General features: G+C 36.2%; 37 protein-coding genes. All 37 read left to right on the top strand.

Annotation, left to right across the window (positions count from 1 at the left end; genetic code table 11):
• The coding region (locus C7954_RS14185; RefSeq protein ID WP_134059303.1) for an EF-Tu C-terminal domain-related protein at positions 1 to 101 on the top strand (101 nt) is incomplete at its 5' end.
• Between the two features lie 85 nt (positions 102 to 186).
• Positions 187 to 498: a 30S ribosomal protein S10 gene (gene rpsJ, locus C7954_RS07340; RefSeq protein WP_005486996.1), complete on the top strand. Its 312-nt coding sequence runs from the start codon at positions 187 to 189 to the stop codon at positions 496 to 498.
• A gap of 21 nt (positions 499 to 519) precedes the next feature.
• A complete protein-coding gene (gene rplC / locus C7954_RS07335) occupies positions 520 to 1140 on the top strand; it encodes a 50S ribosomal protein L3 (RefSeq protein WP_089716044.1) in 621 nt (206 codons plus the stop codon).
• A gap of 25 nt (positions 1141 to 1165) precedes the next feature.
• Positions 1166 to 1795, top strand: a complete 630-nt coding sequence (rplD, locus tag C7954_RS07330; RefSeq protein ID WP_089716045.1) for a 50S ribosomal protein L4 — start codon at positions 1166 to 1168, stop codon at positions 1793 to 1795.
• Positions 1792 to 2082: a 50S ribosomal protein L23 gene (rplW, locus tag C7954_RS07325; protein ID WP_073159849.1), complete on the top strand. Its 291-nt coding sequence runs from the start codon at positions 1792 to 1794 to the stop codon at positions 2080 to 2082. Before rplD ends, rplW begins: the two co-directional genes overlap by 4 nt.
• A 28-nt stretch (positions 2083 to 2110) precedes the next feature.
• Positions 2111 to 2947 carry a 50S ribosomal protein L2 gene (rplB, locus tag C7954_RS07320; protein ID WP_073159847.1) on the top strand — a complete coding sequence of 279 codons (837 nt, stop codon included), beginning with the start codon at positions 2111 to 2113 and terminating at the stop codon, positions 2945 to 2947.
• Between the two features lie 18 nt (positions 2948 to 2965).
• The gene (gene rpsS, locus C7954_RS07315) at positions 2966 to 3250 is read left to right on the top strand and encodes a 30S ribosomal protein S19 (protein WP_073159845.1); all 285 of its coding nucleotides are present in this window, start codon (positions 2966 to 2968) and stop codon (positions 3248 to 3250) included.
• A 34-nt stretch (positions 3251 to 3284) separates the two neighbouring features.
• Positions 3285 to 3626, top strand: coding sequence for a 50S ribosomal protein L22 (gene rplV / locus C7954_RS07310; RefSeq protein WP_089655129.1), 342 nt, complete (start codon positions 3285 to 3287; stop codon positions 3624 to 3626).
• A gap of 3 nt (positions 3627 to 3629) precedes the next feature.
• On the top strand, positions 3630 to 4274 hold the full coding sequence (rpsC, locus tag C7954_RS07305) for a 30S ribosomal protein S3 (protein ID WP_073159841.1): 645 nt from the start codon (positions 3630 to 3632) through the stop codon (positions 4272 to 4274).
• A 29-nt stretch (positions 4275 to 4303) separates the two neighbouring features.
• Positions 4304 to 4738, top strand: a complete 435-nt coding sequence (gene rplP, locus C7954_RS07300) for a 50S ribosomal protein L16 (protein ID WP_073159839.1) — start codon at positions 4304 to 4306, stop codon at positions 4736 to 4738.
• Positions 4728 to 4931: a 50S ribosomal protein L29 gene (gene rpmC / locus C7954_RS07295; protein ID WP_089655130.1), complete on the top strand. Its 204-nt coding sequence runs from the start codon at positions 4728 to 4730 to the stop codon at positions 4929 to 4931. The genes rplP and rpmC overlap by 11 nt, the downstream gene beginning before the upstream one ends.
• Before the next feature lie 23 nt (positions 4932 to 4954).
• Entirely contained in the window at positions 4955 to 5209 is a 255-nt protein-coding gene (gene rpsQ / locus C7954_RS07290) for a 30S ribosomal protein S17 (protein ID WP_073159835.1), read from the top strand.
• A gap of 29 nt (positions 5210 to 5238) precedes the next feature.
• Positions 5239 to 5607, top strand: coding sequence for a 50S ribosomal protein L14 (gene rplN, locus C7954_RS07285; RefSeq protein ID WP_005487014.1), 369 nt, complete (start codon positions 5239 to 5241; stop codon positions 5605 to 5607).
• 15 nt (positions 5608 to 5622) lie between these two features.
• A complete protein-coding gene (rplX, locus tag C7954_RS07280; RefSeq protein ID WP_073159833.1) occupies positions 5623 to 5937 on the top strand; it encodes a 50S ribosomal protein L24 in 315 nt (104 codons plus the stop codon).
• 22 nt (positions 5938 to 5959) lie between these two features.
• Positions 5960 to 6499 carry a 50S ribosomal protein L5 gene (gene rplE, locus C7954_RS07275; RefSeq protein ID WP_073159831.1) on the top strand — a complete coding sequence of 180 codons (540 nt, stop codon included), beginning with the start codon at positions 5960 to 5962 and terminating at the stop codon, positions 6497 to 6499.
• Between the two features lie 27 nt (positions 6500 to 6526).
• A complete protein-coding gene (locus C7954_RS07270; protein ID WP_073159829.1) occupies positions 6527 to 6712 on the top strand; it encodes a type Z 30S ribosomal protein S14 in 186 nt (61 codons plus the stop codon).
• Between the two features lie 20 nt (positions 6713 to 6732).
• Positions 6733 to 7131 carry a 30S ribosomal protein S8 gene (rpsH, locus tag C7954_RS07265; RefSeq protein WP_073159827.1) on the top strand — a complete coding sequence of 133 codons (399 nt, stop codon included), beginning with the start codon at positions 6733 to 6735 and terminating at the stop codon, positions 7129 to 7131.
• A 41-nt stretch (positions 7132 to 7172) separates the two neighbouring features.
• Positions 7173 to 7706, top strand: coding sequence for a 50S ribosomal protein L6 (gene rplF, locus C7954_RS07260; protein WP_134059292.1), 534 nt, complete (start codon positions 7173 to 7175; stop codon positions 7704 to 7706).
• Positions 7707 to 7724: 18 nt separating this feature from the next.
• Positions 7725 to 8081 (top strand): 50S ribosomal protein L18, encoded by a 357-nt coding sequence (gene rplR, locus C7954_RS07255; protein ID WP_089655132.1) that lies wholly within the window; start codon positions 7725 to 7727, stop codon positions 8079 to 8081.
• Between the two features lie 16 nt (positions 8082 to 8097).
• A complete protein-coding gene (gene rpsE / locus C7954_RS07250) occupies positions 8098 to 8598 on the top strand; it encodes a 30S ribosomal protein S5 (RefSeq protein ID WP_073159821.1) in 501 nt (166 codons plus the stop codon).
• A gap of 19 nt (positions 8599 to 8617) precedes the next feature.
• Positions 8618 to 9061, top strand: a complete 444-nt coding sequence (gene rplO / locus C7954_RS07245; protein WP_089716046.1) for a 50S ribosomal protein L15 — start codon at positions 8618 to 8620, stop codon at positions 9059 to 9061.
• 1 nt (position 9062) lies between these two features.
• The gene (secY, locus tag C7954_RS07240) at positions 9063 to 10331 is read left to right on the top strand and encodes a preprotein translocase subunit SecY (RefSeq protein ID WP_073159816.1); all 1269 of its coding nucleotides are present in this window, start codon (positions 9063 to 9065) and stop codon (positions 10329 to 10331) included.
• A 15-nt stretch (positions 10332 to 10346) separates the two neighbouring features.
• Positions 10347 to 10997 carry an adenylate kinase gene (locus C7954_RS07235; protein WP_089716047.1) on the top strand — a complete coding sequence of 217 codons (651 nt, stop codon included), beginning with the start codon at positions 10347 to 10349 and terminating at the stop codon, positions 10995 to 10997.
• Complete coding sequence (gene map, locus C7954_RS07230; RefSeq protein ID WP_073159812.1) at positions 10997 to 11746, top strand: type I methionyl aminopeptidase; 750 nt, start codon at positions 10997 to 10999, stop codon at positions 11744 to 11746. Before C7954_RS07235 ends, map begins: the two co-directional genes overlap by 1 nt.
• A 96-nt stretch (positions 11747 to 11842) precedes the next feature.
• The gene (gene infA / locus C7954_RS07225; protein WP_005487029.1) at positions 11843 to 12067 is read left to right on the top strand and encodes a translation initiation factor IF-1; all 225 of its coding nucleotides are present in this window, start codon (positions 11843 to 11845) and stop codon (positions 12065 to 12067) included.
• 23 nt (positions 12068 to 12090) lie between these two features.
• Entirely contained in the window at positions 12091 to 12204 is a 114-nt protein-coding gene (rpmJ, locus tag C7954_RS07220) for a 50S ribosomal protein L36 (protein WP_005487032.1), read from the top strand.
• Positions 12205 to 12224: 20 nt separating this feature from the next.
• Complete coding sequence (rpsM, locus tag C7954_RS07215) at positions 12225 to 12605, top strand: 30S ribosomal protein S13 (protein ID WP_073159810.1); 381 nt, start codon at positions 12225 to 12227, stop codon at positions 12603 to 12605.
• Between the two features lie 16 nt (positions 12606 to 12621).
• Entirely contained in the window at positions 12622 to 13017 is a 396-nt protein-coding gene (gene rpsK / locus C7954_RS07210; protein ID WP_073159808.1) for a 30S ribosomal protein S11, read from the top strand.
• A 29-nt stretch (positions 13018 to 13046) separates the two neighbouring features.
• Entirely contained in the window at positions 13047 to 13673 is a 627-nt protein-coding gene (gene rpsD, locus C7954_RS07205; protein WP_073159806.1) for a 30S ribosomal protein S4, read from the top strand.
• Between the two features lie 53 nt (positions 13674 to 13726).
• On the top strand, positions 13727 to 14674 hold the full coding sequence (locus C7954_RS07200; protein WP_089723231.1) for a DNA-directed RNA polymerase subunit alpha: 948 nt from the start codon (positions 13727 to 13729) through the stop codon (positions 14672 to 14674).
• A gap of 13 nt (positions 14675 to 14687) precedes the next feature.
• Positions 14688 to 15029: a 50S ribosomal protein L17 gene (gene rplQ, locus C7954_RS07195; protein ID WP_073159802.1), complete on the top strand. Its 342-nt coding sequence runs from the start codon at positions 14688 to 14690 to the stop codon at positions 15027 to 15029.
• Between the two features lie 20 nt (positions 15030 to 15049).
• A complete protein-coding gene (locus tag C7954_RS07190) occupies positions 15050 to 15871 on the top strand; it encodes an energy-coupling factor transporter ATPase (protein WP_089716049.1) in 822 nt (273 codons plus the stop codon).
• Positions 15865 to 16713: an energy-coupling factor transporter ATPase gene (locus C7954_RS07185; protein WP_073159798.1), complete on the top strand. Its 849-nt coding sequence runs from the start codon at positions 15865 to 15867 to the stop codon at positions 16711 to 16713. Before C7954_RS07190 ends, C7954_RS07185 begins: the two co-directional genes overlap by 7 nt.
• 1 nt (position 16714) lies before the next feature.
• Complete coding sequence (locus C7954_RS07180; RefSeq protein ID WP_073159796.1) at positions 16715 to 17506, top strand: energy-coupling factor transporter transmembrane component T family protein; 792 nt, start codon at positions 16715 to 16717, stop codon at positions 17504 to 17506.
• Positions 17507 to 17518: 12 nt separating this feature from the next.
• Complete coding sequence (gene truA, locus C7954_RS07175) at positions 17519 to 18265, top strand: tRNA pseudouridine(38-40) synthase TruA (protein ID WP_089716050.1); 747 nt, start codon at positions 17519 to 17521, stop codon at positions 18263 to 18265.
• 131 nt (positions 18266 to 18396) lie between these two features.
• The gene (rplM, locus tag C7954_RS07170) at positions 18397 to 18825 is read left to right on the top strand and encodes a 50S ribosomal protein L13 (RefSeq protein ID WP_073159791.1); all 429 of its coding nucleotides are present in this window, start codon (positions 18397 to 18399) and stop codon (positions 18823 to 18825) included.
• A gap of 23 nt (positions 18826 to 18848) precedes the next feature.
• Complete coding sequence (gene rpsI, locus C7954_RS07165) at positions 18849 to 19244, top strand: 30S ribosomal protein S9 (protein ID WP_073159789.1); 396 nt, start codon at positions 18849 to 18851, stop codon at positions 19242 to 19244.
• Positions 19245 to 19657 lie beyond the last annotated feature (413 nt).

The following is a 19657-nucleotide window of genomic DNA, read 5'->3' as shown; positions in this document are numbered from 1 at the left end:
AACTAATTACTCCAATAGCTATGGAAGAAGGACTGCGTTTTGCAATCCGCGAAGGTGGTCACACAGTAGGAGCCGGAGTTGTAACTGAAATTATTGAGTAGGTATAAAAAAGCAGAGGAGGCAGCCTCCTCGCTTTTTCTATGCTCCTAACTGAGCTTAAATCGTAAAGATTAAGGAGGTAAGCAAATGGCAAAACACGAAAAAATTAGGATTCGCCTGAAAGCTTTTGAACATGAGCTCCTAGATCAATCAGCAGAAAAGATTGTTGCTACTGCTGAGAGAACTGGTGCAGATGTATCTGGTCCAGTACCTTTACCAACAGAGAAAGAGGTATTTACAGTGCTTCGCTCACCTCATGTTCACAAAGATTCTAGAGAACAATTTGAAATGAGAACACATAAAAGATTGATCGATATTCTCGATCCTACATCAAAAACTGTAGACTCACTGATGAGGCTTGATTTGCCCGCAGGAGTAAATATAGAAATTAAACTTTAATGTCAGGAGGTGTATTAGGCCATGGTTAAAGCTATATTAGGAAAAAAGCTGGGTATGACTCAGTATTTTAAGGATAATGGAGAGCTGGTACCTGTAACTGTAGTTGAGGCCGGTCCCTGTGTTGTTACACAGATCAAAACTACAGAAAAAGATGGATATAATTCAGTACAGCTTGGATTTGGAGAAGTTAAAAAGCACAGACTTAATAAACCTGAACTTGGTCAATTTGAAACCCGTGATCTTGAACCAAAGAAACACTTAAGAGAGTTTAAAGGTTTAGATCTGGAATTAAGTGAAGGTAGTGAAATAAAAGCTGATATTTTCGAAGTTGGAGAAAAAGTTAATGTTAGTGGCATTTCCAAAGGTAAAGGATTTGCTGGTAATATTAAAAGATGGAATCAGCATAGAGGACCTATGACACACGGTTCACACTTCCATCGTGCACCAGGTTCAATTGGTGCTGTTGATGCAAGAAGAGTATATAAAGGATTCAAAATGCCTGGAAGAATGGGGCATAATAGAGTTACTGAAAGAAACTTAGAAGTAGTAAAAGTTGATTTAGAGCGTAATGTTTTATTAATTGCTGGTCCAGTACCAGGAGCTAAAAAAGCAGTGCTCGAAATTAAATCTGTTAACAATTAAATAAGTTTAGAAAGGAGGATTTTTGATGCCGCAGGTAGCAAAATTCAATCAGAGTGGAAAAGAACTCGAAAAAGTAGAATTAAACGATTCTGTTTTTAATGATAAAATAAACAAACATGTTGTACATCAAGTAGTTAATGCTCAATTAGCTGCTAGAAGAGGCGGAAATGCTTCTACAAAAACACGAGGAAATGTTCGCGGTGGTGGACGCAAACCTTGGAGACAAAAAGGTACTGGACGTGCTCGTCACGGAAGTATTCGATCTCCTTTATGGGTAGGTGGAGGAATTACCTTTGGACCTTCTCCCCGTAGTTATGATAAAAAGTTAACTAAAAAGATGAGAAGATTAGCTCTCAGATCTGTTTTAACCGATAAGGTAGAGAGAGATGAACTAATTTTAGTTGATAAGATTGAGCTTGATCAACCAAAAACAAAAGCAGTGATTAATATTTTAGCTGATTTAAATTTAGAAGATAAAAAAGTTGTTTTAGTTATGCCCGAAAAGGATGAAAACTTATATCTTTCAGCTAGAAATATTCCTAATGTAAAAACTCTGCTGGCCGGTTCAATAAATGCATATGATCTTTTAGATAATGAAATGGTTGTCTTCATCGAAGAAGCGGTTAAAATGGTTGAGGAGGTGCTGGGCGAATGAAAGATGCAAGAGATATTATCATAGCACCTATTATTTCTGAAAACACTATGGATCAGATGCAGGAGGCTAATACTTATACATTTAAGGTAGCTAAAAATGCAAACAAAGTAGAAATTAGAAACGCAGTAGAAGAGATCTTCTCTGTAGATGTTATAAATGTTAATACAATGAATGTTAGAGGTAAAAAAAGAAGACTCGGCTTCCATGTTGGTAAAAAACCTGACTGGAAAAAAGCTTTAGTTAAGCTGGCTGAGGGCGATGAAATAGAAATTTATGAAGGCCTCTAAAAAATAATTAATAAAGGAGGGAAAAAAGATGGCGATTAAAAGTTTTAAACCAACCACACCTTCAAGGCGTTATATGACTGTTGCTAGTTTTGATGAAATTACAACCGATACGCCAGAAAAGAGCCTGCTGGCTCCAATCAAAAGAAAGGGTGGACGTAATGCAAATGGTAGAATTACCAGCCGTCATCAGGGTGGTGGACATAAGCGCCGCTATCGTATTATAGATTTTAAGCGGGATAAAGATGGAATTCCTGCTAAAGTAAAGACTATAGAATATGATCCAAATCGTTCTGCAAGAATCGCTCTGCTGCAGTATGCAGATGGAGAAAAGAGATATATTTTGGCTCCAAATAAAGTAGAAGTTGGTGACACACTTGATACTGGAGCAGCTGCAGATATTACTGCAGGTAATGCACTTCAGTTAAAAGATATTCCTGTAGGTACAGTAGTACACAATGTAGAAATGCAGGCAGGAAAAGGTGGCCAGATTGCTCGTTCTGCTGGCACAATGGCACAGGTTCTTGCTAAAGAAGATAAATTTGTACATTTAAAGATGCCTTCCGGTGAAGTGAGATTAATTCACCAGGTATGTAAGGCAACTATTGGACAGGTTGGTAATATTGATCATGAAAATATTACAGTTGGTAAAGCCGGACGCAGCCGCTGGAAAGGTAAAAGACCTCATGTACGCGGTGTAGTTATGAATCCTCATGACCACCCACACGGTGGTGGAGAAGGTAAATCACCTGCTGGTAGACATCCTGTAACTCCGTGGGGTAAACCTACTATGGGTAAGAAGACACGTAAACCAAAGCGCTCAGATAAGTATATTATTCGTTCACGTCACGCCAAGAAGCGCAAATAGTAGAAAGGAGGATTATTGATGGCTAGATCTATAAAAAAGGGACCTTTTGTCTCAAAGAAACTAATTGCCAAAATCAGAGAAATGAATGAGAGTGGAAAAAAACAGGTTGTAAAAACCTGGTCTAGAAGCTCAACCATTTTCCCTGAAATGGTTGGACATACAATTGCTGTTCATGATGGTCGCAAGCATGTACCGGTATATATATCTGAAGAAATGGTAGGGCACAAATTAGGAGAATTCGCTCCAACCAGAATCTTTAGAGGTCACAGCCGCCATACAGAACGTTCAACAGCACTTAAATAGGAAATATTGTTATATAGAGTAAGGGGGTTTTAAAATGGAAGCAAAAGCAGTTGCAAAGCATCTGCGTATTACTGCCCGTAAAGCACGTCTGGTTACAGATTTAATTAAGGGTAAGGACGTTAATACAGCAGTTGCAATTTTAAAAAGCACACCGAAAAAAGCTGCGAAGATGGTAGAAAAAGTATTAAATTCAGCTACAGCAAATGCTGAAAATAATCATGATATGTTTGTAGATGACCTTTTTGTTAAAAGAGCTTTTGTTGATGAGGGTCCTACAATGAAAAGATGGAAAGCACGTGCTCAGGGATCGGCTAGTCCTATTAATAAAAGAACAAGCCATATCACAATCGTTTTAAGCGATACAAAGGAGGGATAGAATTTGGGTAATAAAATAAATCCACATGGTCTCCGAGTTGGAGTTATAAAAGATTGGGAAGCGAAATGGTATGCGGATAAAAGTGATTATGCCAAGCTTTTAAATGAAGACCGTGAGATCAGAAGTCATGTTAAGGAAAAAATGTTTGAAGCTGGAATTTCTAGAGTTGTAATCGAAAGAGCAGCAAATAGATTAAAATTGGATGTTCACACTGCCAGACCAGGAATGGTGATTGGACGTGGTGGATCAGAAGTTGAAGCATTAAGAAACGAAATTGAAGCTTTAACTGGTAAAACTGTACAGATCAATGTTGTAGAGGTTAAAGATCCAGAGGTGAACGCTCAGTTAGTTGCTGAAAACATTGCTTCTCAATTAGTTAGAAGAATTTCTTTCCGAAGAGCAATGAAGCAGGCTATGAATCGTGCAATGCGCATGGGAGCTGAAGGTTTTAAAGTTCAGAGCAGCGGTCGTCTTGGTGGAGCAGAAATGGCTAGACGTGAAGGCTACAGTGAAGGTAGTGTTCCAATGCATACATTAAGGGCTGATATTGATTACGGATTTGCAGAAGCAGACACAACATACGGATTAATTGGAGTTAAAGTTTGGATTAATAAGGGAGAAATACTTCCAGAAATAGATGATGAATAGATAGATTATGTAGGAAAGGAGGCTCTTTGATGTTAGTACCTAAAAGAGTAAAACATCGTAAGCAAATGAGAGGAAGAATGAAAGGTAAAGCTCATCGGGGAAATAAAATCACTTTTGGTGAATACGGCCTACAGGCCTTAGAACCGGTTTGGATTACCAATAGACAGATAGAGGCTGCTCGTGTTGCCCTTACTAGAAGCATTAAGCGTGGAGGTAAAGTTTGGATCAAAATTTTTCCAGATAAGCCTGTAACCGCAAAACCTGCTGAAACACGTATGGGTAGTGGTAAAGGTGCACCTGAGAAATGGGTAGCTGTTGTTAAACCAGGTAGAATCATGTTTGAGCTGGCTGGTGTACCAGAAGAGGTTGCCAGAGAAGCAATGCGCCTTGCATCTCACAAACTGCCTATTAAAACTAAATTTGTAGCAAGAGAGGGAATGGATGGTGAGGCCAATGAGAGCTGATGAATTAAGAAATTTAACAGAAGCAGAGTTAGAACAAAAAGCCCGCGAATTTAAAGAAGAGTTATTTAACCTTCGTTTTCAACATGCAACAGCACAGTTGGATAATCCTATGAGGATTAAAGAGGTTAAAAGAATTATTGCCCGAATTAAAACTGTTCTGCGGGAAAGAGAACTAGGTATCGAAAGGGCTTAATTCTTTTTGAAAGGAGGTTTCTTATGGAAAGAAATAGTCGTAAAGAGCGTAAAGGTGTTGTAGTTAGTGATAAAAGAGATAAAACTATTACTGTCGCTGTAGAGCGTAGAACACAGCATCCTAAATATAAAAGAGTTGTAAAGAAAACTAAAAAGTATGCAGCTCATGATGAAGAAAATGTTTGTAATGAAGGTGACATTGTAAGAATTATGGAAACACGTCCCTTAAGCAAGACTAAGAGATGGCGTTTAATCGAAATTATTGAAAAAGCAAAATAAGTCCTGTAAGTAGAAAGGAGGGCCTGAAAATGATACAATCAGAAAGCCGTTTAAAGGTAGCGGATAATTCAGGTGCCCGCGAACTTTTATGTATTAAGGTACTTGGAGGCTCCAAAAAGAAATATGCTAAAGTTGGAGACACTATAGTAGTCAGCGTTAAAGAAGCTATTCCAAATGGAATGGTGAAAAAGGGTGAGGTTGCTAAAGCAGTAGTTGTTAGAACCAAAAAATCTTTAAAGCGCAAAGACGGCACCTATATTAGATTTGATGAAAATGCAGCAGTAATAATAGATGATAATAATAATCCTAAGGGTACACGTATTTTTGGTCCTGTGACCCGTGAACTGAGGGAAAAGAATTATATGAAGATTATCTCCCTTGCACCGGAGGTATTATAGAAGGAGGGGATTGGATTGAGAATTAAAAAAGGTGACACTGTGGAAGTTATATCCGGAAAGGATAAAGGTAAGCGCGGTGAGATTTTAAAAGTAATTCCTAAGAAAGATCGCGTAATTGTTGAGGGTGTGAATATTGTACACCGTCATGTAAGTCCTACTCAGGATATGCCGCAGGGTGGAATTATAGAAAACGAAGCAGCAATTCATGCTTCAAATGTTCAGCTCGTCTGCCCCCGTTGTGACGAAAAGACAAGGGTTGGCACAGAGCGTTTGGAAGATGGTACTAAAGTAAGAAAATGCAAAAGATGTGACGAAGTTGTTGATAAATAAATAAGCGGAAGGAGGTCCAGAAATGTCAGTATTAGCTAATGAATATAAAGAAGAAATTCTACCTCAACTAGTGGAAAAATTCAATTACAATAATGTAATGGAAGCGCCAAAGTTAGAAAAGATTGTTGTTAATGTTGGGTTAGGAGATGCTAAAGAAGATACTAAACTTCTGGATACTGTTGTTGATGAGATCGCAAGAATAACAGGACAGAGTCCTACTGTAACTCGTGCAAAAAAATCTATCGCTAATTTTAAAATTAGAGAAGGTATGCCGGTTGGAGTAAAAGTTACTCTTCGTGGTGAGCAGATGTTTGAGTTTTTATATAAATTGATTAATGTTTCAATGCCGCGTATCCGAGATTTTAGAGGTGTATCTCCTAAATCGTTTGACGGTCGCGGTAATTACAGCTTAGGAATAAATGAGCACACTGTTTTCCCTGAAATTAATATTGATGATGTTGATGATGTTCACGGTATGGAAATTACTATTGTAACTTCTGCTGAAACAGATGAAGAAGCATTTGAACTATTATCACTAATGGGAATGCCTTATAAGAAGTAAAGACTTATAAATTAAGGGGGGTTTAGTTTGGCACGTAAAGCTCTAATCGAAAAGGCCAATAAAGAGCCTAAATTTGAAACACGTAAAGTGAATCGCTGCAGTAGATGTGGACGTTCACGTGGATATATGAGAAAGTTTGATTTATGTAGAATTTGTTTCCGAGAATTAGCCCATAAAGGCGAAATTCCTGGAGTTAAAAAAGCAAGCTGGTAAAACTGGAAGGAGGTTTGTAAATGAATTTAACAGATCCAATAGCAGATATGCTGACCCGGATTCGCAATGCTAATAGTGTTGGGAAAGATAGAGTTGATATTCCCGCTTCTAAGGTTAAAACCAGCATTGGTGAACTATTAAAAGATGAAGGTTTCATTAATGATGTAAAATTAGTTGAGAGAAAGCCTCAGAACATGATTCGGGTATATTTAAAATATGGAGATAATGATGAAAAAGTAATCAGTGGAATTAAAAGAATCAGTAAGCCTGGTTTAAGAGTATATGTAGGTAAAGATGAAGTACCTCAGGTACTAGGAGGATTGGGAATCGCTGTGATTTCTACTTCCCAGGGTGTAATGAGCGATAAAAAAGCAAGAGAAAAAGGAATCGGTGGAGAAGTTCTCTGTTATGTTTGGTAATTAGAGAGCTTCTTTAGATAAAATCTACGGAGGTGAAATTTATGTCACGTATTGGTGATCTACCTATTGAAATACCAGAAAAGGTTGAAGTAACTGTTGCTGGTCAGAATGTTAAAGTTAAAGGGCCATTAGGCGAATTAGAAAGAGCTTTTAAACCTGGTATTGATATCAAAGTCGAAGACAATGAGGTTGTTGTTGAACGCAATGGTGAAGATATTGAATCACGCTCCATGCATGGATTAGTTAGAAGCTTAATCGAAGGTATGGTTGAAGGTGTCAGCAAAGGCTTTGAAAAGAAATTAGAAATGGTAGGTGTAGGATATAACGCTCAGGTTCAGGGAGATAAACTGAAGCTTGAAGTTGGATATTCTCACCCAGTAATTATTGAGGCTGAAGGTGATATTTCATTTGAGGTTGAAAAAAATACAAATATCACTGTTAAGGGTATTGATAAGCAGCGTGTTGGAGATACAGCCGCAAAGATTCGTGAAGTAAGAAAACCAGAACCTTACAAAGGTAAAGGAATTAAATATGTTGGAGAACATATTAGACGTAAGGTTGGTAAAACTGGTTAATAGAAAGGAGTGAAAGTGATGGGAAAAAGAGAAGCAAGACAAAAACGCCATCAGAGGATTAGAAATAAAGTTGTGGGCACACCTAGTCGACCTAGAATGAATGTAACCCGCAGTTTAAAACATATTTATGTGCAAATTATAGATGATTTATCTGGAGAAACTATTACTTCTGCATCTACTCTTGATCCAGCTCTTAGCGATTCAATTGAAGTAGCAAGTAATATAGATGCTGCTAAAAAAGTAGGAGAGCTAGCTGCAGTTAGAGCACTGGAGAAAGGTGTAGATACAGTAGTATTTGATAGAAGTGGATATAAATATCACGGCCGAGTAAAAGCTCTGGCTGATGCTGCCCGCGAGGAAGGGCTAAAGTTTTAAATAAGGAGGTAAATTAATGAGTAAAATTAATGCTGATAAACTCGACCTTGAGGAACGCGTAGTTAATATTAATCGTGTTGCTAAGGTTGTAAAAGGTGGCCGCAGATTTAGCTTTAGTGCCCTAGTAGTTGTAGGGGACGGAGAAGGCCATGTTGGAGCAGGTATTGGTAAAGCAAACGAAGTACCTGAGGCCATCAGAAAAGGTATTGATGCAGCTAAAAAAGAATTAATCGAAGTTCCAATTGTAGATACTACAATTCCCCATGAGAAAACTGGAGTTTTTGGTGCAGGTAGAGTATTACTTAAGCCCGCTGCTCCTGGTACTGGTGTTATTGCTGGTGGTCCTGTTCGTGCGGTAATCGAACTGGCAGGTATTAGTGATATTTTAACTAAATCTCTGGGAACATCAAATCCGATTAATATGATCAATGCTACAATTACAGGTCTAAGTGAACTTAAGAGCGCAGAACAAGTTGCCAAATTAAGAGGTAAATCTGTAGAAGAATTAATTGGATAAATATTAAGGAGGTGTAAGGATGAAATTAAATAATCTTAAGCCTGCTGCTGGATATAAGAAAAATCGTAAAAGAGTTGGTCGCGGTACTGGCTCTGGAAGCGGCTATACTTCCGGTAGAGGTGCAAATGGACAGAACTCTCGTGCGGGAGGAAGAGTACGCCCTACATTTGAAGGTGGTCAAACTCCACTATTCAGACGTCTTCCAAAACGAGGCTTTAATAATAAATTCAAAAAAGAATTTAATGAAGTAAATGTATATCAATTAAACAGATTTAATGCTGATGAAACAGTAACCCCTGAGGTGTTATTAGATCAGGGAATTATTGATAACATTGCTAAAAATGGTGTTAAAATATTAGGTAAAGGTGAAGTTAATGTTGCCCTTAATATTAAAGCACAGGCATTTACTGCTTCTGCCAGAAAGAAAATAGAAGCTGCTGGCGGAAAGTCAGAGGTGATTTAAGTTGCTTAAGGCTCTCGGTAATGTTTTTAAAGTAAAAGAACTTAGAGATAAAGTTTTATTTATGCTTGCTATGATGGCAGTTTACCGCCTGGGAGCACATATACCTGTTCCTGGAGTAGATGTGGCATTACTTCAGGAGAGACTTTTTGGTGGAAATTTTGGCGGAGCACTTGATTTCTTAGATTTATTTGCAGGTGGTGCGTTAAGCAACTTTACAATTTTTGCGATGAGCATTACTCCCTACATTACTGCTTCGATTATTCTGCAGTTGTTAACTGTAGTTATACCGAAATTAGAAGAACTTTCTAAACAGGGTAATGAGGGCCGCAAAAAAATTGCTCAGTATACTAGATATGGTACTATTGTACTTGCTGTTATTCAGGCAGTCGGTATCACACTTTATATTCAGCGTTTTGGAGCAGTACCTAATGCAAGTGTATTTGATATTGCTTTAATTATTGTAAGTTTAACTGCAGGAACAGCTTTCTTAATGTGGTTAGGTGAACAAATTACGGATAAGGGAATAGGAAATGGTATTTCTATTATCATTTTCACATCTATTATTTCACGTTTTCCATCAGATATGTATAACACATATGAGTTATTACAGGCAGGAACAATTTCAATTTTAAACATTCTCATTTTTGCTGTTCTGGCGATTATAATCATTGCTGGTATAATTTTTGTGCAGCAGGGTGAAAGAAGAATTCCAGTTCAGTATTCTAAGAGAATTGTTGGCCGTCGAGTTTATGGTGGTAGAAGCACTCATATTCCAATGAAGATTAATCAGGCTGGAGTAATTCCGGTAATTTTTGCTTCATCTGTGCTTTTATTTCCTGGGATTATTGCTCAAGTATTACCTTATGACTGGGCAGCTGGCTTAGCAAATGCTATTAGTCCTGGTTCAACACTTTATATGGTATTATATGGTTTGATGATTTTATTCTTTACTTATTTCTATACTGCTATTACCTTTAATCCTGAAGAAGTAGCAGATAATATGAAAAAATATGGTGGTTTTATTCCTGGAATTAGACCTGGAAGACCAACTATTAATTATTTAGATAAAGTATTAATGAGAGTTACACTTGCAGGAGCTGTATTCTTAACAATAGTTGCATTACTTCCTTTTGCAATGCAGCCATTAACAGGTGTAACAATTAGTTTTGGAGGTACATCCTTAATAATTATGGTAGGTGTAGCTTTAAAAACTATGGAACAGATCGAATCACATCTCCTGATGAGACACTATGAAGGTTTCATGAAATAAAAAGGAGGAAATAAAATGGATATGATTTTACTGGGTTTACCTGGTGTAGGTAAGGGAACTCAGGCAAAAAAATTAGAAAACGAACTTGAAATTCCTCACATTGCTACTGGAGATATTTTTAGAAAGGCAATAAAAAATAAAACTCCTTTAGGAAAAAAAGCTAAGTCATTCATTGATGCTGGTGAATTAGTACCGGATGAAGTAACAATAGGGATTGTTGAAGAAAGATTGACAGAATCCGATTGTGAAAATGGATTTATCTTAGATGGATTTCCCCGCACAATTGCACAGGCTGAGGCTTTAGATCAAATCTTAGCAGAGCAGAATAGAGAGCTTGATTTAGTTATTTATCTGCAGGCTGAAATTGATGTTTTAGTTGAACGGCTAGCAGGCCGCAGAGTTTGTGTTGATTGTGGTGCTACCTATCATGTTAAAAATGATCCACCTCAAGTTGAAGGTGTTTGTGATAAGTGTGGTGGCGAAGTTATTCAACGCAGTGATGATCAGGAAGATACAGTTAAGAAAAGAATTGAAGTTAATAAAGATAAGACTGCTAAACTTGCAGATTATTATCAGAATAAAGGAATACTGCATGAGGTTCAAAGCACCGGTGGAATTGATAAAGTGCAGAAAAGACTTTTGAAGTTAATTGAGGAGAATAAATAATGATTATCTTGAAATCAAGGCGTGAAATTGATATAATGCGTGAAGCAAACCAAATTGTTGCTGAAACACATGCTTTTCTATCTGAAAAGATCAAACCTGGTATTTCAACTGCTGAACTAGATCAGCTTGCTGATGAATTCATTCGTAGTCGAGGAGCAGTACCTTCTTTTAAAGGATATCAGGGTTTTCCAGCCGCAGTTTGTATCTCAATTAATGAAGAAGTTGTACATGGTATTCCTGCTGAACACCGTTTTTTAGAAGATGGTGATATAGTGAGTGTTGACATTGGAACTTTTTATGAAGGTTTCAATGGTGATGCTGCCAGAACCTATGCAGTTGGATCAATTTCTGAAAATGCCAGCAAATTATTAAAAATAACCGAAGAATCTCTTCTTAAAGGTTTAGAAAAAGCAGTTATCGGCAACAGATTATTTGATATTTCTCATGCTGTACAAGAATATGTTGAAAAAAATGGGTTTTCTGTGGTTCGAGATTATGTAGGTCATGGTATTGGCCGTGATATGCATGAAGATCCACAGATACCTAACTTTGGACCAGCAGGTAAGGGCCCAAAGTTAAAAGAGGGTATGACCCTTGCTGTAGAACCAATGGTTAACATTGGTAGTTATGAAGTCAAAACTTTAGAGGATGATTGGACAGTAGTAACAAAAGATAGAAGTTTATCTGCACATTTTGAGCATACCATTGCCATAACTAAAGCTGGAGTGGAAATATTAAGTAAACTTTAACTTTTATTGCAGAGTTTATCTTATCTATGGTATAATGAACAGTACGTGAAAAAAGAGTCTAAAGCTTATCTCAGCAAAGAGGAGGTAAAATAATTTATGGCAAAAGAAGATCCTATTGAAGTCCAGGGTACAGTAGTTGAACCCCTGCCAAATGCAATGTTTAGAGTAGAATTGGAAAACGGACACAAAGTTCTGGCACATGTTTCAGGAAAAATGAGGATGAATTTTATACGAATCTTACCTGGTGATAAGGTAACAGTAGAACTTTCTCCCTATGACTTGAGTCGTGGCCGGATTACTTATCGACATAAAGCGAAATAAATTACCACAAGGGGTGATTGTTAATGAAAGTAAGACCATCAGTTAAGCCGATTTGTGATAAATGTAAAGTTATCAGACGCAATGGTAAAGTAATGGTTATTTGTGAAAATCCCAAGCATAAACAGCGTCAGGGATAAAAAATACTGGAGGTGAAATCATGGCTAGAATTGAAGGTGTTGATCTTCCGAGAAATAAAAGGGTAGAAATTGGATTGACATATATTTATGGTATTGGTAAAACTACTTCTCAAAATATTCTTGAAAATACAGGGATTGATCCTGATACAAGAATTAAAGATTTAACTGAAGCTGAAATTTCAGATTTAAGAAGTGAAATTGATAATAACTATATTGTTGAAGGTGAATTAAGAAGAGAAAGAAGAGCTGATATCAAAAGATTAAAAGATATTGGTTGTTACCGTGGTCTTCGTCACCGCAGAGGTTTACCTGTACGTGGACAGAGAACTAAGACAAATGCTCGCACACGTAAAGGACCTAAGAAAACTGTTGGTGTAACAAGATCAAAACCAGTTAAGTAAGGAGGGAATTTAATTAATGGCTAAAAACAAGAAAAAACAGCGTAGAAGAAAAAAGGTTAAGCGTAATATAGAAAAAGGTCAGGCTCATATTAAGTCTACATTTAATAATACAATTATTTCAATCACTGATGAAGAAGGTAAGGTAATTGCCTGGTCAAGTGCTGGAAAAGTTGGTTATAAAGGTTCCAGAAAGAGTACACCTTTTGCTGCCCAGTTAGCTGCAGAAAATGCTGCTGAAGAAGCAAAGGATATGGGAATGAAAGAAATTGAAATCTTTGTTAAAGGACCTGGTTCTGGTAGAGAATCTGCAATTAGAACTCTGCAGTCTGCCGGTTTAAATATTACTTTAATTAAAGATATTACTCCTATCCCACATAATGGATGTAGACCCCCAAAAAGAAGACGTATATAAATTATATAATAGAAAGTTGAGGTGTAAAAATGGCAAGATATACAGGTTCAGTTTGTAAATTATGCAGGCGTGAAGGTGAAAAATTATATTTAAAAGGCGCCCGCTGTTATAGTGATAAATGTTCTTTTGACCGTAGACCTTATGTTCCAGGTGAGCATGGTCAGGGTCGTCAGAAAGTCTCTGAATATGGTTCACAGTTAAGAGAAAAACAGAAAGTTAGAAGAATTTATGGTATTATGGAAAAACAGTTCCGTAATTACTTCGAAAAAGCAGAAAATGAAAATGGAGTTACAGGTGAAAACTTCCTCCAATTATTAGAAAGAAGATTAGATAATGTTGTTTACAGAATGGGTTTTGCCAGCTCCCGTAGTGAAGCAAGACAGTTTGTATTACACGGTCATATTAAAGTTAATGGACGTAAGGTTGACATTCCTTCATATCAAATTGATGTAGATGATGTGATTAGTGTTAAAGATTCCAGCCGCAAATCCAAGCGTTTTAAAGAGATCTTTGAATATAATGCTGACTTTGCTACCCAAGAATGGATTAATTCTGATCTTGAAAAAGCTGAAGGTACAGTTGTTGGATTACCAGAGAGGGAAGATATCGATTATCCGGTAGAAGAGCACCTGATTGTCGAGTATTATTCACGGTAAATGAATACCCTCAGTCATAAAAATTGTTAATATAAGGAGGGTAAGCTGATAAGATGATAGAAATTGAAAAACCACGTGTGGAAAGACTTGAAAGTGATGAAAACTATGGTCGTTATGAAATTTCTCCTTTAGAAAGAGGTTATGGTACTACTCTTGGTAATTCTTTACGTCGTATCCTGCTTTCTTCTTTACCTGGAGCTGCACTTACTTCAGTTAAGGTAGAAGGAGTAAAGCATGAGTTTTCAGCTATTTCAGGAGTAGTTGAAGACATGACAGATTTAATTTTGAATCTAAAAGAAGTAGTTGTTAAATATTCAGGTGATGAAAAAACAACTATTAGATTAGAGGCAGAAGGAGAGGGAGAAGTCACTGCTGGTGACTTTCATTCTTCAGGTGATGTACAGATTGTTAATAAAGATCATCATATAGCTACACTTGCAGAAGATGGCAGATTAGTATTAGAAGCTACTGTTCATAAAGGTAGAGGCTATCATACTGCTGAAGAAAATAAAAATTTATTTGAAAATAATGTAATTGGTTTAATTCCAATCGACTCTTCTTACAGTCCTATTGAAAGAGCTAATTTTAATATTGAAAATACCAGAGTTGGTCAGGTAACTGACTTTGATCGTTTAGTATTAGAGGTCAATACTAATGGTAGTATTAATCCTGATGATGCTATTAGTCTTGCTGCTAAAATCATGGTTGAGCATCTTGAATTATTTATCAATCTTACTGATGAAATTGAAGATGTAGAGATTATGGTAGAAGTAGAAGAAGAAGAAAAGGATAAAATTTTGGATACAACAATTGAAGAATTAGAACTATCAGTACGTTCTTCTAATTGTTTGAAGCGGGCCGGAATTAATACAGTTGAAGAATTAGTTGATAAAACTGAAGATGACCTGATGAAAGTCCGGAATTTAGGTAAAAAATCCTTACAGGAAATTAAAGATAAATTAGATGAACTGGAACTAGATTTAAAAGAGAATGAAATTTAAGGAGGGATTTTAGGTGGCTAAGCGTAAATTACAGAAAAGATCTTCCCACCGTCAAGCGATGTTAAGAAATATGGCAACATCACTTTTTCGTGAAGGAAGAATCGAAACTACACTGCCTAAGGCAAAAGAATTAAGATCTTATGCTGAGAAACTTATTACAGCTGCGAAGACTAATAACTTAGCTTCAAGACGTAAAGTAATGAGCAAAATCAAAGATAAAGAAGTAGTTACTAAATTATTTGATGAAATTGCTCCTCAGTATTCTGAAAGACCTGGTGGTTACACAAGAATTTTAAAGATGTATCCCCGTAGAGGAGATGCAGCAAAACAAGCAATTATTGAATTGGTAGAATAATACTGAATGTAGGTGTTAATATGAGCCTGATAGAAATTAGTGGAGTGGATTTTCTTTATCAAAATGAAAACAGTAATAGACCGGCTCTGCAAAATATTAATCTGCAGATAGAAGCCGGTGATTTTGCTGTTATTATTGGTTCAAATGGTTCGGGCAAATCTACCCTGGCAAAGTTGTTAAATGTACTCTTGACTCCTTCTACAGGAGAAATATTTGTAGATGGTTTAAATACTAATAATCCTGATAATACCTGGAAGATTAGACAGAAGGTTGGAATGGTTTTTCAAAACCCTGATAATCAGCTGGTTGCTTCCATGGTTGAGGATGATGTAGCATTTGGTCCAGAAAATCTTGGTATTCCCAGTCAGGAGATTCGTCAAAGAGTTGATAAATCTCTAGAAATGGTTGGAATGTCTGGATTTCAAAAGTTTGCACCGCACAAATTATCTGGCGGTCAAAAACAGAGAGTTGCTATTGCTGGGGTTATTGCCATGGAGCCAGATTGTATAGTTCTTGATGAACCAACTGCAATGCTTGATCCTCAAGGAAGAAAAGAGGTTATGGAAACAGTAGAGTATTTAAATAAAGAAAAGGGTATTACTGTTGTTCATATAACTCATTTTATGGAGGAAGCTGTTGATGCAGATAAGGTTATTGTAATGAATCAAGGAGAAATTTTGCATAAAGGAACTCCAAAGACTATTTTTAGATTAGTTAAGCAATTAAAAGAGATAAACTTAGATATTCCTGTTGCAGTTGAAGTTGCAGAATATCTGCGTCAGGAAAATATTAATATTCCTGATATTTTGAGTATAGATGAGTTGGTGGAAGCATTATGTTAATTGAATTAATAAATGTCAGCCATGTCTATCAGGATGAGAATAATGTTAAAGCCTTAAAAAACATCAATTTAGAAATAAACAAGGGTGAATTTATTGGAATTGTAGGACATACTGGTTCTGGCAAATCTACTTTAGTTCAGCTTTTTAATGGTTTAATAATTCCTAGCTCTGGGACAGTTAAGATTAATGGAAAAAATATTACTAATGAAAAGAGTAATTTAAAAGAAACCAGACGCCATGTTGGTTTAGTTTTTCAGTATCCAGAACATCAGCTTTTTGAAGAAACTGTTTATCAGGATATTGCCTTTGGTCCCAAAAATTTGGGTCTAAATAAAGATGAGATTCAGGCAAGGGTAAATGAGGTTATGGAATTAGTTGGTCTTGATTACGATGAATTTAAAGCTCGATCACCATTCAATTTAAGTGGTGGTCAGCAGAGAAAGGTAGCTATTGCTGGTGTTTTAGCATTAAAACCAGATGTTTTAGTATTAGATGAGCCCAGTGCTGGACTTGATCCGCAGGGTCGAAAACAGCTGGCAGAACTGCTGCAGTATCTTTACCAAGAGTTAGAAATGACTATTATACTAATTTCTCATCGGATGGAAGAAATTGCTGAATTATCAAGTAGAGTTATTGTAATGCATCAAGGTGAAATTGTAATTGATGATAATCCTGTTGAAGTTTTTTCAAAGGAACAAAAATTACATAAGTTATCTTTGGATTTACCACAGATTACTGAAATCTTACATCGCTTAGATGAAAGAGGTTTGAAAGTAAATACAAGTTTATTTTCAGTATCTGAAGCATCAGCAGAAATCATTAAAGCATTGAGGAGCAAATAATATGCTAAAAGATATTACAATTGGTCAATATATAGCACGTGATTCTATTATTCATGCTCTTGATGCTAGAATTAAAATTATGATTACTACAATTTTGATAATTGCTTTATTTACTATTGATACATTTATGGGCTTTGGACTTTTTACAGCCTTTGTTTTGGGTGTAATACTTTTATCTAAAATATCGATAAAAAAAGTTTTGAAAGGGTTAAAACCAATTTTGATTTTGGTTTTATTTACTCTGTTTATTCATATATTTTTAACCAATGGTGGTGAGGTTCTTTGGTCTTGGAAATTTATTTCTATTGAATCTGAAGGAGTATACATCGGTTTTTTTATGGTAAGCAGGATTTTTATTTTAATATTATTTACTTCCCTTTTAACTTTAACTACTTCTCCGCTGCAGTTAACAGATGGAATTGAATATATTTTATCACCTTTAAAAAGATTTGGAGTTCCGGCTAGTGAATTGTCAATGATGATGACAATTGCTTTAAGATTCATCCCAACTTTACTTGAAGAAGCTGATAAAATAATGAAGGCTCAGCAGGCTAGAGGTGCCGATTTTGAATCAGGTAATTTAATTCAGAGAGCTAAAAGCTTGATTCCACTACTTGTTCCGTTATTTATCAGTGCTTTTAGAAGGGCAGATGATCTAGCTTTAGCAATGGAATCAAGATGCTATCGAGGCGGAGAGGGTAGAACAAGGCTGCACGAGTTAGAATATAAATATTATGACTTTGTTGCCTTAGGAATGATAATTATACTGGCAGCTGCTGTGTCATTTTATTAGGTGAGATTTAAGATGGGACAAAATTATAAAATTATAATTGAATATGATGGTACAAATTATAGTGGCTGGCAGATTCAAAAAAACACCAGGGAAACAATACAGCAGAAATTAGAAGATGCCTTAACTAAAATCAATAAACAAAAGGTTAAAGTGATTGGTGCAGGAAGAACAGATGCTGGGGTTCATGCGGCTGGTCAGACAGCAAACTTCTTTTTAGATGTTGATATTCCTGCAGAGAAAATACCACTTGCTTTAAATAGTGAATTACCTGCTGATATTATCTGTAAAAAAGCTGAAAAAGTTAGTGCTGATTTTCATTCTCGTTATGATGCACGGGGCAAAAAATATAGATATAGAATTTTAAACAGTAATTTTAATTCAGTTTTTGTCCGTAATTTTGTATATAACGTTCATAAAAAACTTGATGTAAAGCTTATGCAAACAGCAGCCAAAATTTTTGAAGGCTGCCATGATTTTGCTGCATTTTGTGCTGCTGGTTCTTCAGTAGGATCTACAGTTAGACATATTTATTCATTAAATCTTTATGCAGCAGATAATGGTGAGATTTGGATCGATGTTATTGGAAATGGTTTTTTATATAATATGATAAGAATTTTAGCCGGTACACTAATTGAAACCGGTCTCAAAAAAAGAACTTTGTTTGAACTGAAAAATGTTCTGGAGAGTTGTGATCGGAACAATGCTGGTTTTACTGCTCCGGCTCAGGGTTTAACTTTAATAGAAGTATTTTATGATTAAATTATTTTGTTTAACTTGACAAAAGCAGAAGATTGTATTAAAATTACTATGAATTATTCTGTCCAACAACAAGCCCCGTTGAGAATAAATTCATGTAATTATAGAGAGTATTTGACTAAGGAGGTATAGTTATGTCAACATATATGGCCAATAATCAAAATGTAGAGTGCAGCTGGTATGTAGTTGATGCTGCAGATAAAACTTTAGGAAGACTGGCATCTGAAATTGCTCAGTATATTAGAGGAAAGCACAAGCCTACTTTTACTCCTCATGTAGATATGGGAGACTATGTAATTGTTGTTAATGCTGAGAAAATAAAATTAACTGGAAAGAAGTGGGATGATAAAAAACATTATAGTCACACTAATCATCCAGGTGGTATTAATGAAATTACTTATAAAGAACTTCGTGTTAAAGACCCTGAATTTATCATTGAAAAAGCTGTGAAGGGTATGTTACCACACAATAAATTAGGTAGAAAAATGTTGAAAAAGTTAAAAGTATATAGTGGACCTAATCATCCACATCAAGCTCAACAGCCAGAAAAATTAGAACTTTAATTCTGAAAGGAGGAATTTAATAGATGGCTTCTGAAGTACAATATAGAGGTACAGGTCGTAGAAAAACTTCTACAGCTCGTGTGCGCCTGCTGCCTGGAGATGGAAAGTTTTTAGTAAATGACAAAGAAATTGATAATTATTTTAATAGAAAATCTTTAATTAAAGATATTATGTCACCTTTGGAATTAGTTAATGCTGATGGTACATTTGATGTATTAGTTAATGTTAGAGGTGGAGGACTTTCAGGTCAGGCTGGAGCAGTTCGTCATGGAATTGCTAGAGCACTGTTAGAAGTAGATAAAGATTACCGTGGACCACTTAAGAAAGCTGGTTATCTAACCAGAGACTCCCGTATGGTTGAAAGAAAGAAATACGGCCGCAAAAAAGCGAGAAAAAGTCCACAGTTCTCAAAAAGATAATATTTATTTTCATTTTATTACAAGCAGAGCTCAGGCTCTGCTTTTTCTTTTGTGTGCTCCGTAAATTATTCTGATAGTAGGTGAAAGTCCTATCTATGTTGTGGCATGTATCATGTAGAAGTCAACAGTGGCAGGTGTTCACCGTGAGGTGGAATCTGAAGAGTCTGAGACGTACTGGTAGTCCAAAACATTATGTGAATCAGAGATGGCATCTGTAAATGGCGATTCGCCTAAGAAACGAAGAAGCTCAATGCCGCGGGATAACAACCATGCAATCTAGGCCGGATTTGCAGATGTGATTAGGGTTGGCATGACAGTAAGATGGAATAATTGACCGGAGGAGTTCTGTATTTGTCTAAAACTAAAACTAGTTTTAGTAAGTCGCGGTATAACCTGAACGGGAAAACCAAGAT

The organism is Halanaerobium congolense (assembly GCF_004366375.1).
Classification (GTDB): Bacteria; Bacillota; Halanaerobiia; order Halanaerobiales; family Halanaerobiaceae; genus Halanaerobium; species Halanaerobium congolense.
This window is presented reverse-complemented; position numbering and strand designations above follow the sequence as displayed.

Excerpts from the sequence above, each read along its gene's own strand:
- rplW (WP_073159849.1), top strand. The coding sequence starts at position 1,792 with ATGAAAGATGCAAGAGATATTATCATAGCACCTATTATTTCTGAAAAC.
- rplV (WP_089655129.1), top strand. The coding sequence starts at position 3,285 with ATGGAAGCAAAAGCAGTTGCAAAGCATCTGCGTATTACTGCCCGTAAA.
- rpsK (WP_073159808.1), top strand. The coding sequence starts at position 12,622 with ATGGCTAAAAACAAGAAAAAACAGCGTAGAAGAAAAAAGGTTAAGCGT.
- C7954_RS07185 (WP_073159798.1), top strand. The coding sequence starts at position 15,865 with ATGTTAATTGAATTAATAAATGTCAGCCATGTCTATCAGGATGAGAAT.
- C7954_RS07180 (WP_073159796.1), top strand. The coding sequence starts at position 16,715 with ATGCTAAAAGATATTACAATTGGTCAATATATAGCACGTGATTCTATT.
- rpsI (WP_073159789.1), top strand. The coding sequence starts at position 18,849 with ATGGCTTCTGAAGTACAATATAGAGGTACAGGTCGTAGAAAAACTTCT.
- rplE (WP_073159831.1), top strand. The coding sequence starts at position 5,960 with ATGTCAGTATTAGCTAATGAATATAAAGAAGAAATTCTACCTCAACTA.
- rplN (WP_005487014.1), top strand. The coding sequence starts at position 5,239 with ATGATACAATCAGAAAGCCGTTTAAAGGTAGCGGATAATTCAGGTGCC.
- rpsS (WP_073159845.1), top strand. The coding sequence starts at position 2,966 with ATGGCTAGATCTATAAAAAAGGGACCTTTTGTCTCAAAGAAACTAATT.
- rplO (WP_089716046.1), top strand. The coding sequence starts at position 8,618 with ATGAAATTAAATAATCTTAAGCCTGCTGCTGGATATAAGAAAAATCGT.
- rpsJ (WP_005486996.1), top strand. The coding sequence starts at position 187 with ATGGCAAAACACGAAAAAATTAGGATTCGCCTGAAAGCTTTTGAACAT.
- rpsH (WP_073159827.1), top strand. The coding sequence starts at position 6,733 with ATGAATTTAACAGATCCAATAGCAGATATGCTGACCCGGATTCGCAAT.
- rpsQ (WP_073159835.1), top strand. The coding sequence starts at position 4,955 with ATGGAAAGAAATAGTCGTAAAGAGCGTAAAGGTGTTGTAGTTAGTGAT.
- rpsE (WP_073159821.1), top strand. The coding sequence starts at position 8,098 with ATGAGTAAAATTAATGCTGATAAACTCGACCTTGAGGAACGCGTAGTT.
- rplF (WP_134059292.1), top strand. The coding sequence starts at position 7,173 with ATGTCACGTATTGGTGATCTACCTATTGAAATACCAGAAAAGGTTGAA.
- rplR (WP_089655132.1), top strand. The coding sequence starts at position 7,725 with ATGGGAAAAAGAGAAGCAAGACAAAAACGCCATCAGAGGATTAGAAAT.
- rplC (WP_089716044.1), top strand. The coding sequence starts at position 520 with ATGGTTAAAGCTATATTAGGAAAAAAGCTGGGTATGACTCAGTATTTT.
- C7954_RS07200 (WP_089723231.1), top strand. The coding sequence starts at position 13,727 with ATGATAGAAATTGAAAAACCACGTGTGGAAAGACTTGAAAGTGATGAA.
- truA (WP_089716050.1), top strand. The coding sequence starts at position 17,519 with ATGGGACAAAATTATAAAATTATAATTGAATATGATGGTACAAATTAT.
- infA (WP_005487029.1), top strand. The coding sequence starts at position 11,843 with ATGGCAAAAGAAGATCCTATTGAAGTCCAGGGTACAGTAGTTGAACCC.
- C7954_RS07190 (WP_089716049.1), top strand. The coding sequence starts at position 15,050 with ATGAGCCTGATAGAAATTAGTGGAGTGGATTTTCTTTATCAAAATGAA.
- rpmJ (WP_005487032.1), top strand. The coding sequence starts at position 12,091 with ATGAAAGTAAGACCATCAGTTAAGCCGATTTGTGATAAATGTAAAGTT.
- rplM (WP_073159791.1), top strand. The coding sequence starts at position 18,397 with ATGTCAACATATATGGCCAATAATCAAAATGTAGAGTGCAGCTGGTAT.
- rplD (WP_089716045.1), top strand. The coding sequence starts at position 1,166 with ATGCCGCAGGTAGCAAAATTCAATCAGAGTGGAAAAGAACTCGAAAAA.
- rpsD (WP_073159806.1), top strand. The coding sequence starts at position 13,047 with ATGGCAAGATATACAGGTTCAGTTTGTAAATTATGCAGGCGTGAAGGT.
- map (WP_073159812.1), top strand. The coding sequence starts at position 10,997 with ATGATTATCTTGAAATCAAGGCGTGAAATTGATATAATGCGTGAAGCA.
- rplB (WP_073159847.1), top strand. The coding sequence starts at position 2,111 with ATGGCGATTAAAAGTTTTAAACCAACCACACCTTCAAGGCGTTATATG.
- C7954_RS07235 (WP_089716047.1), top strand. The coding sequence starts at position 10,347 with ATGGATATGATTTTACTGGGTTTACCTGGTGTAGGTAAGGGAACTCAG.
- rplP (WP_073159839.1), top strand. The coding sequence starts at position 4,304 with ATGTTAGTACCTAAAAGAGTAAAACATCGTAAGCAAATGAGAGGAAGA.
- rpmC (WP_089655130.1), top strand. The coding sequence starts at position 4,728 with ATGAGAGCTGATGAATTAAGAAATTTAACAGAAGCAGAGTTAGAACAA.
- rpsM (WP_073159810.1), top strand. The coding sequence starts at position 12,225 with ATGGCTAGAATTGAAGGTGTTGATCTTCCGAGAAATAAAAGGGTAGAA.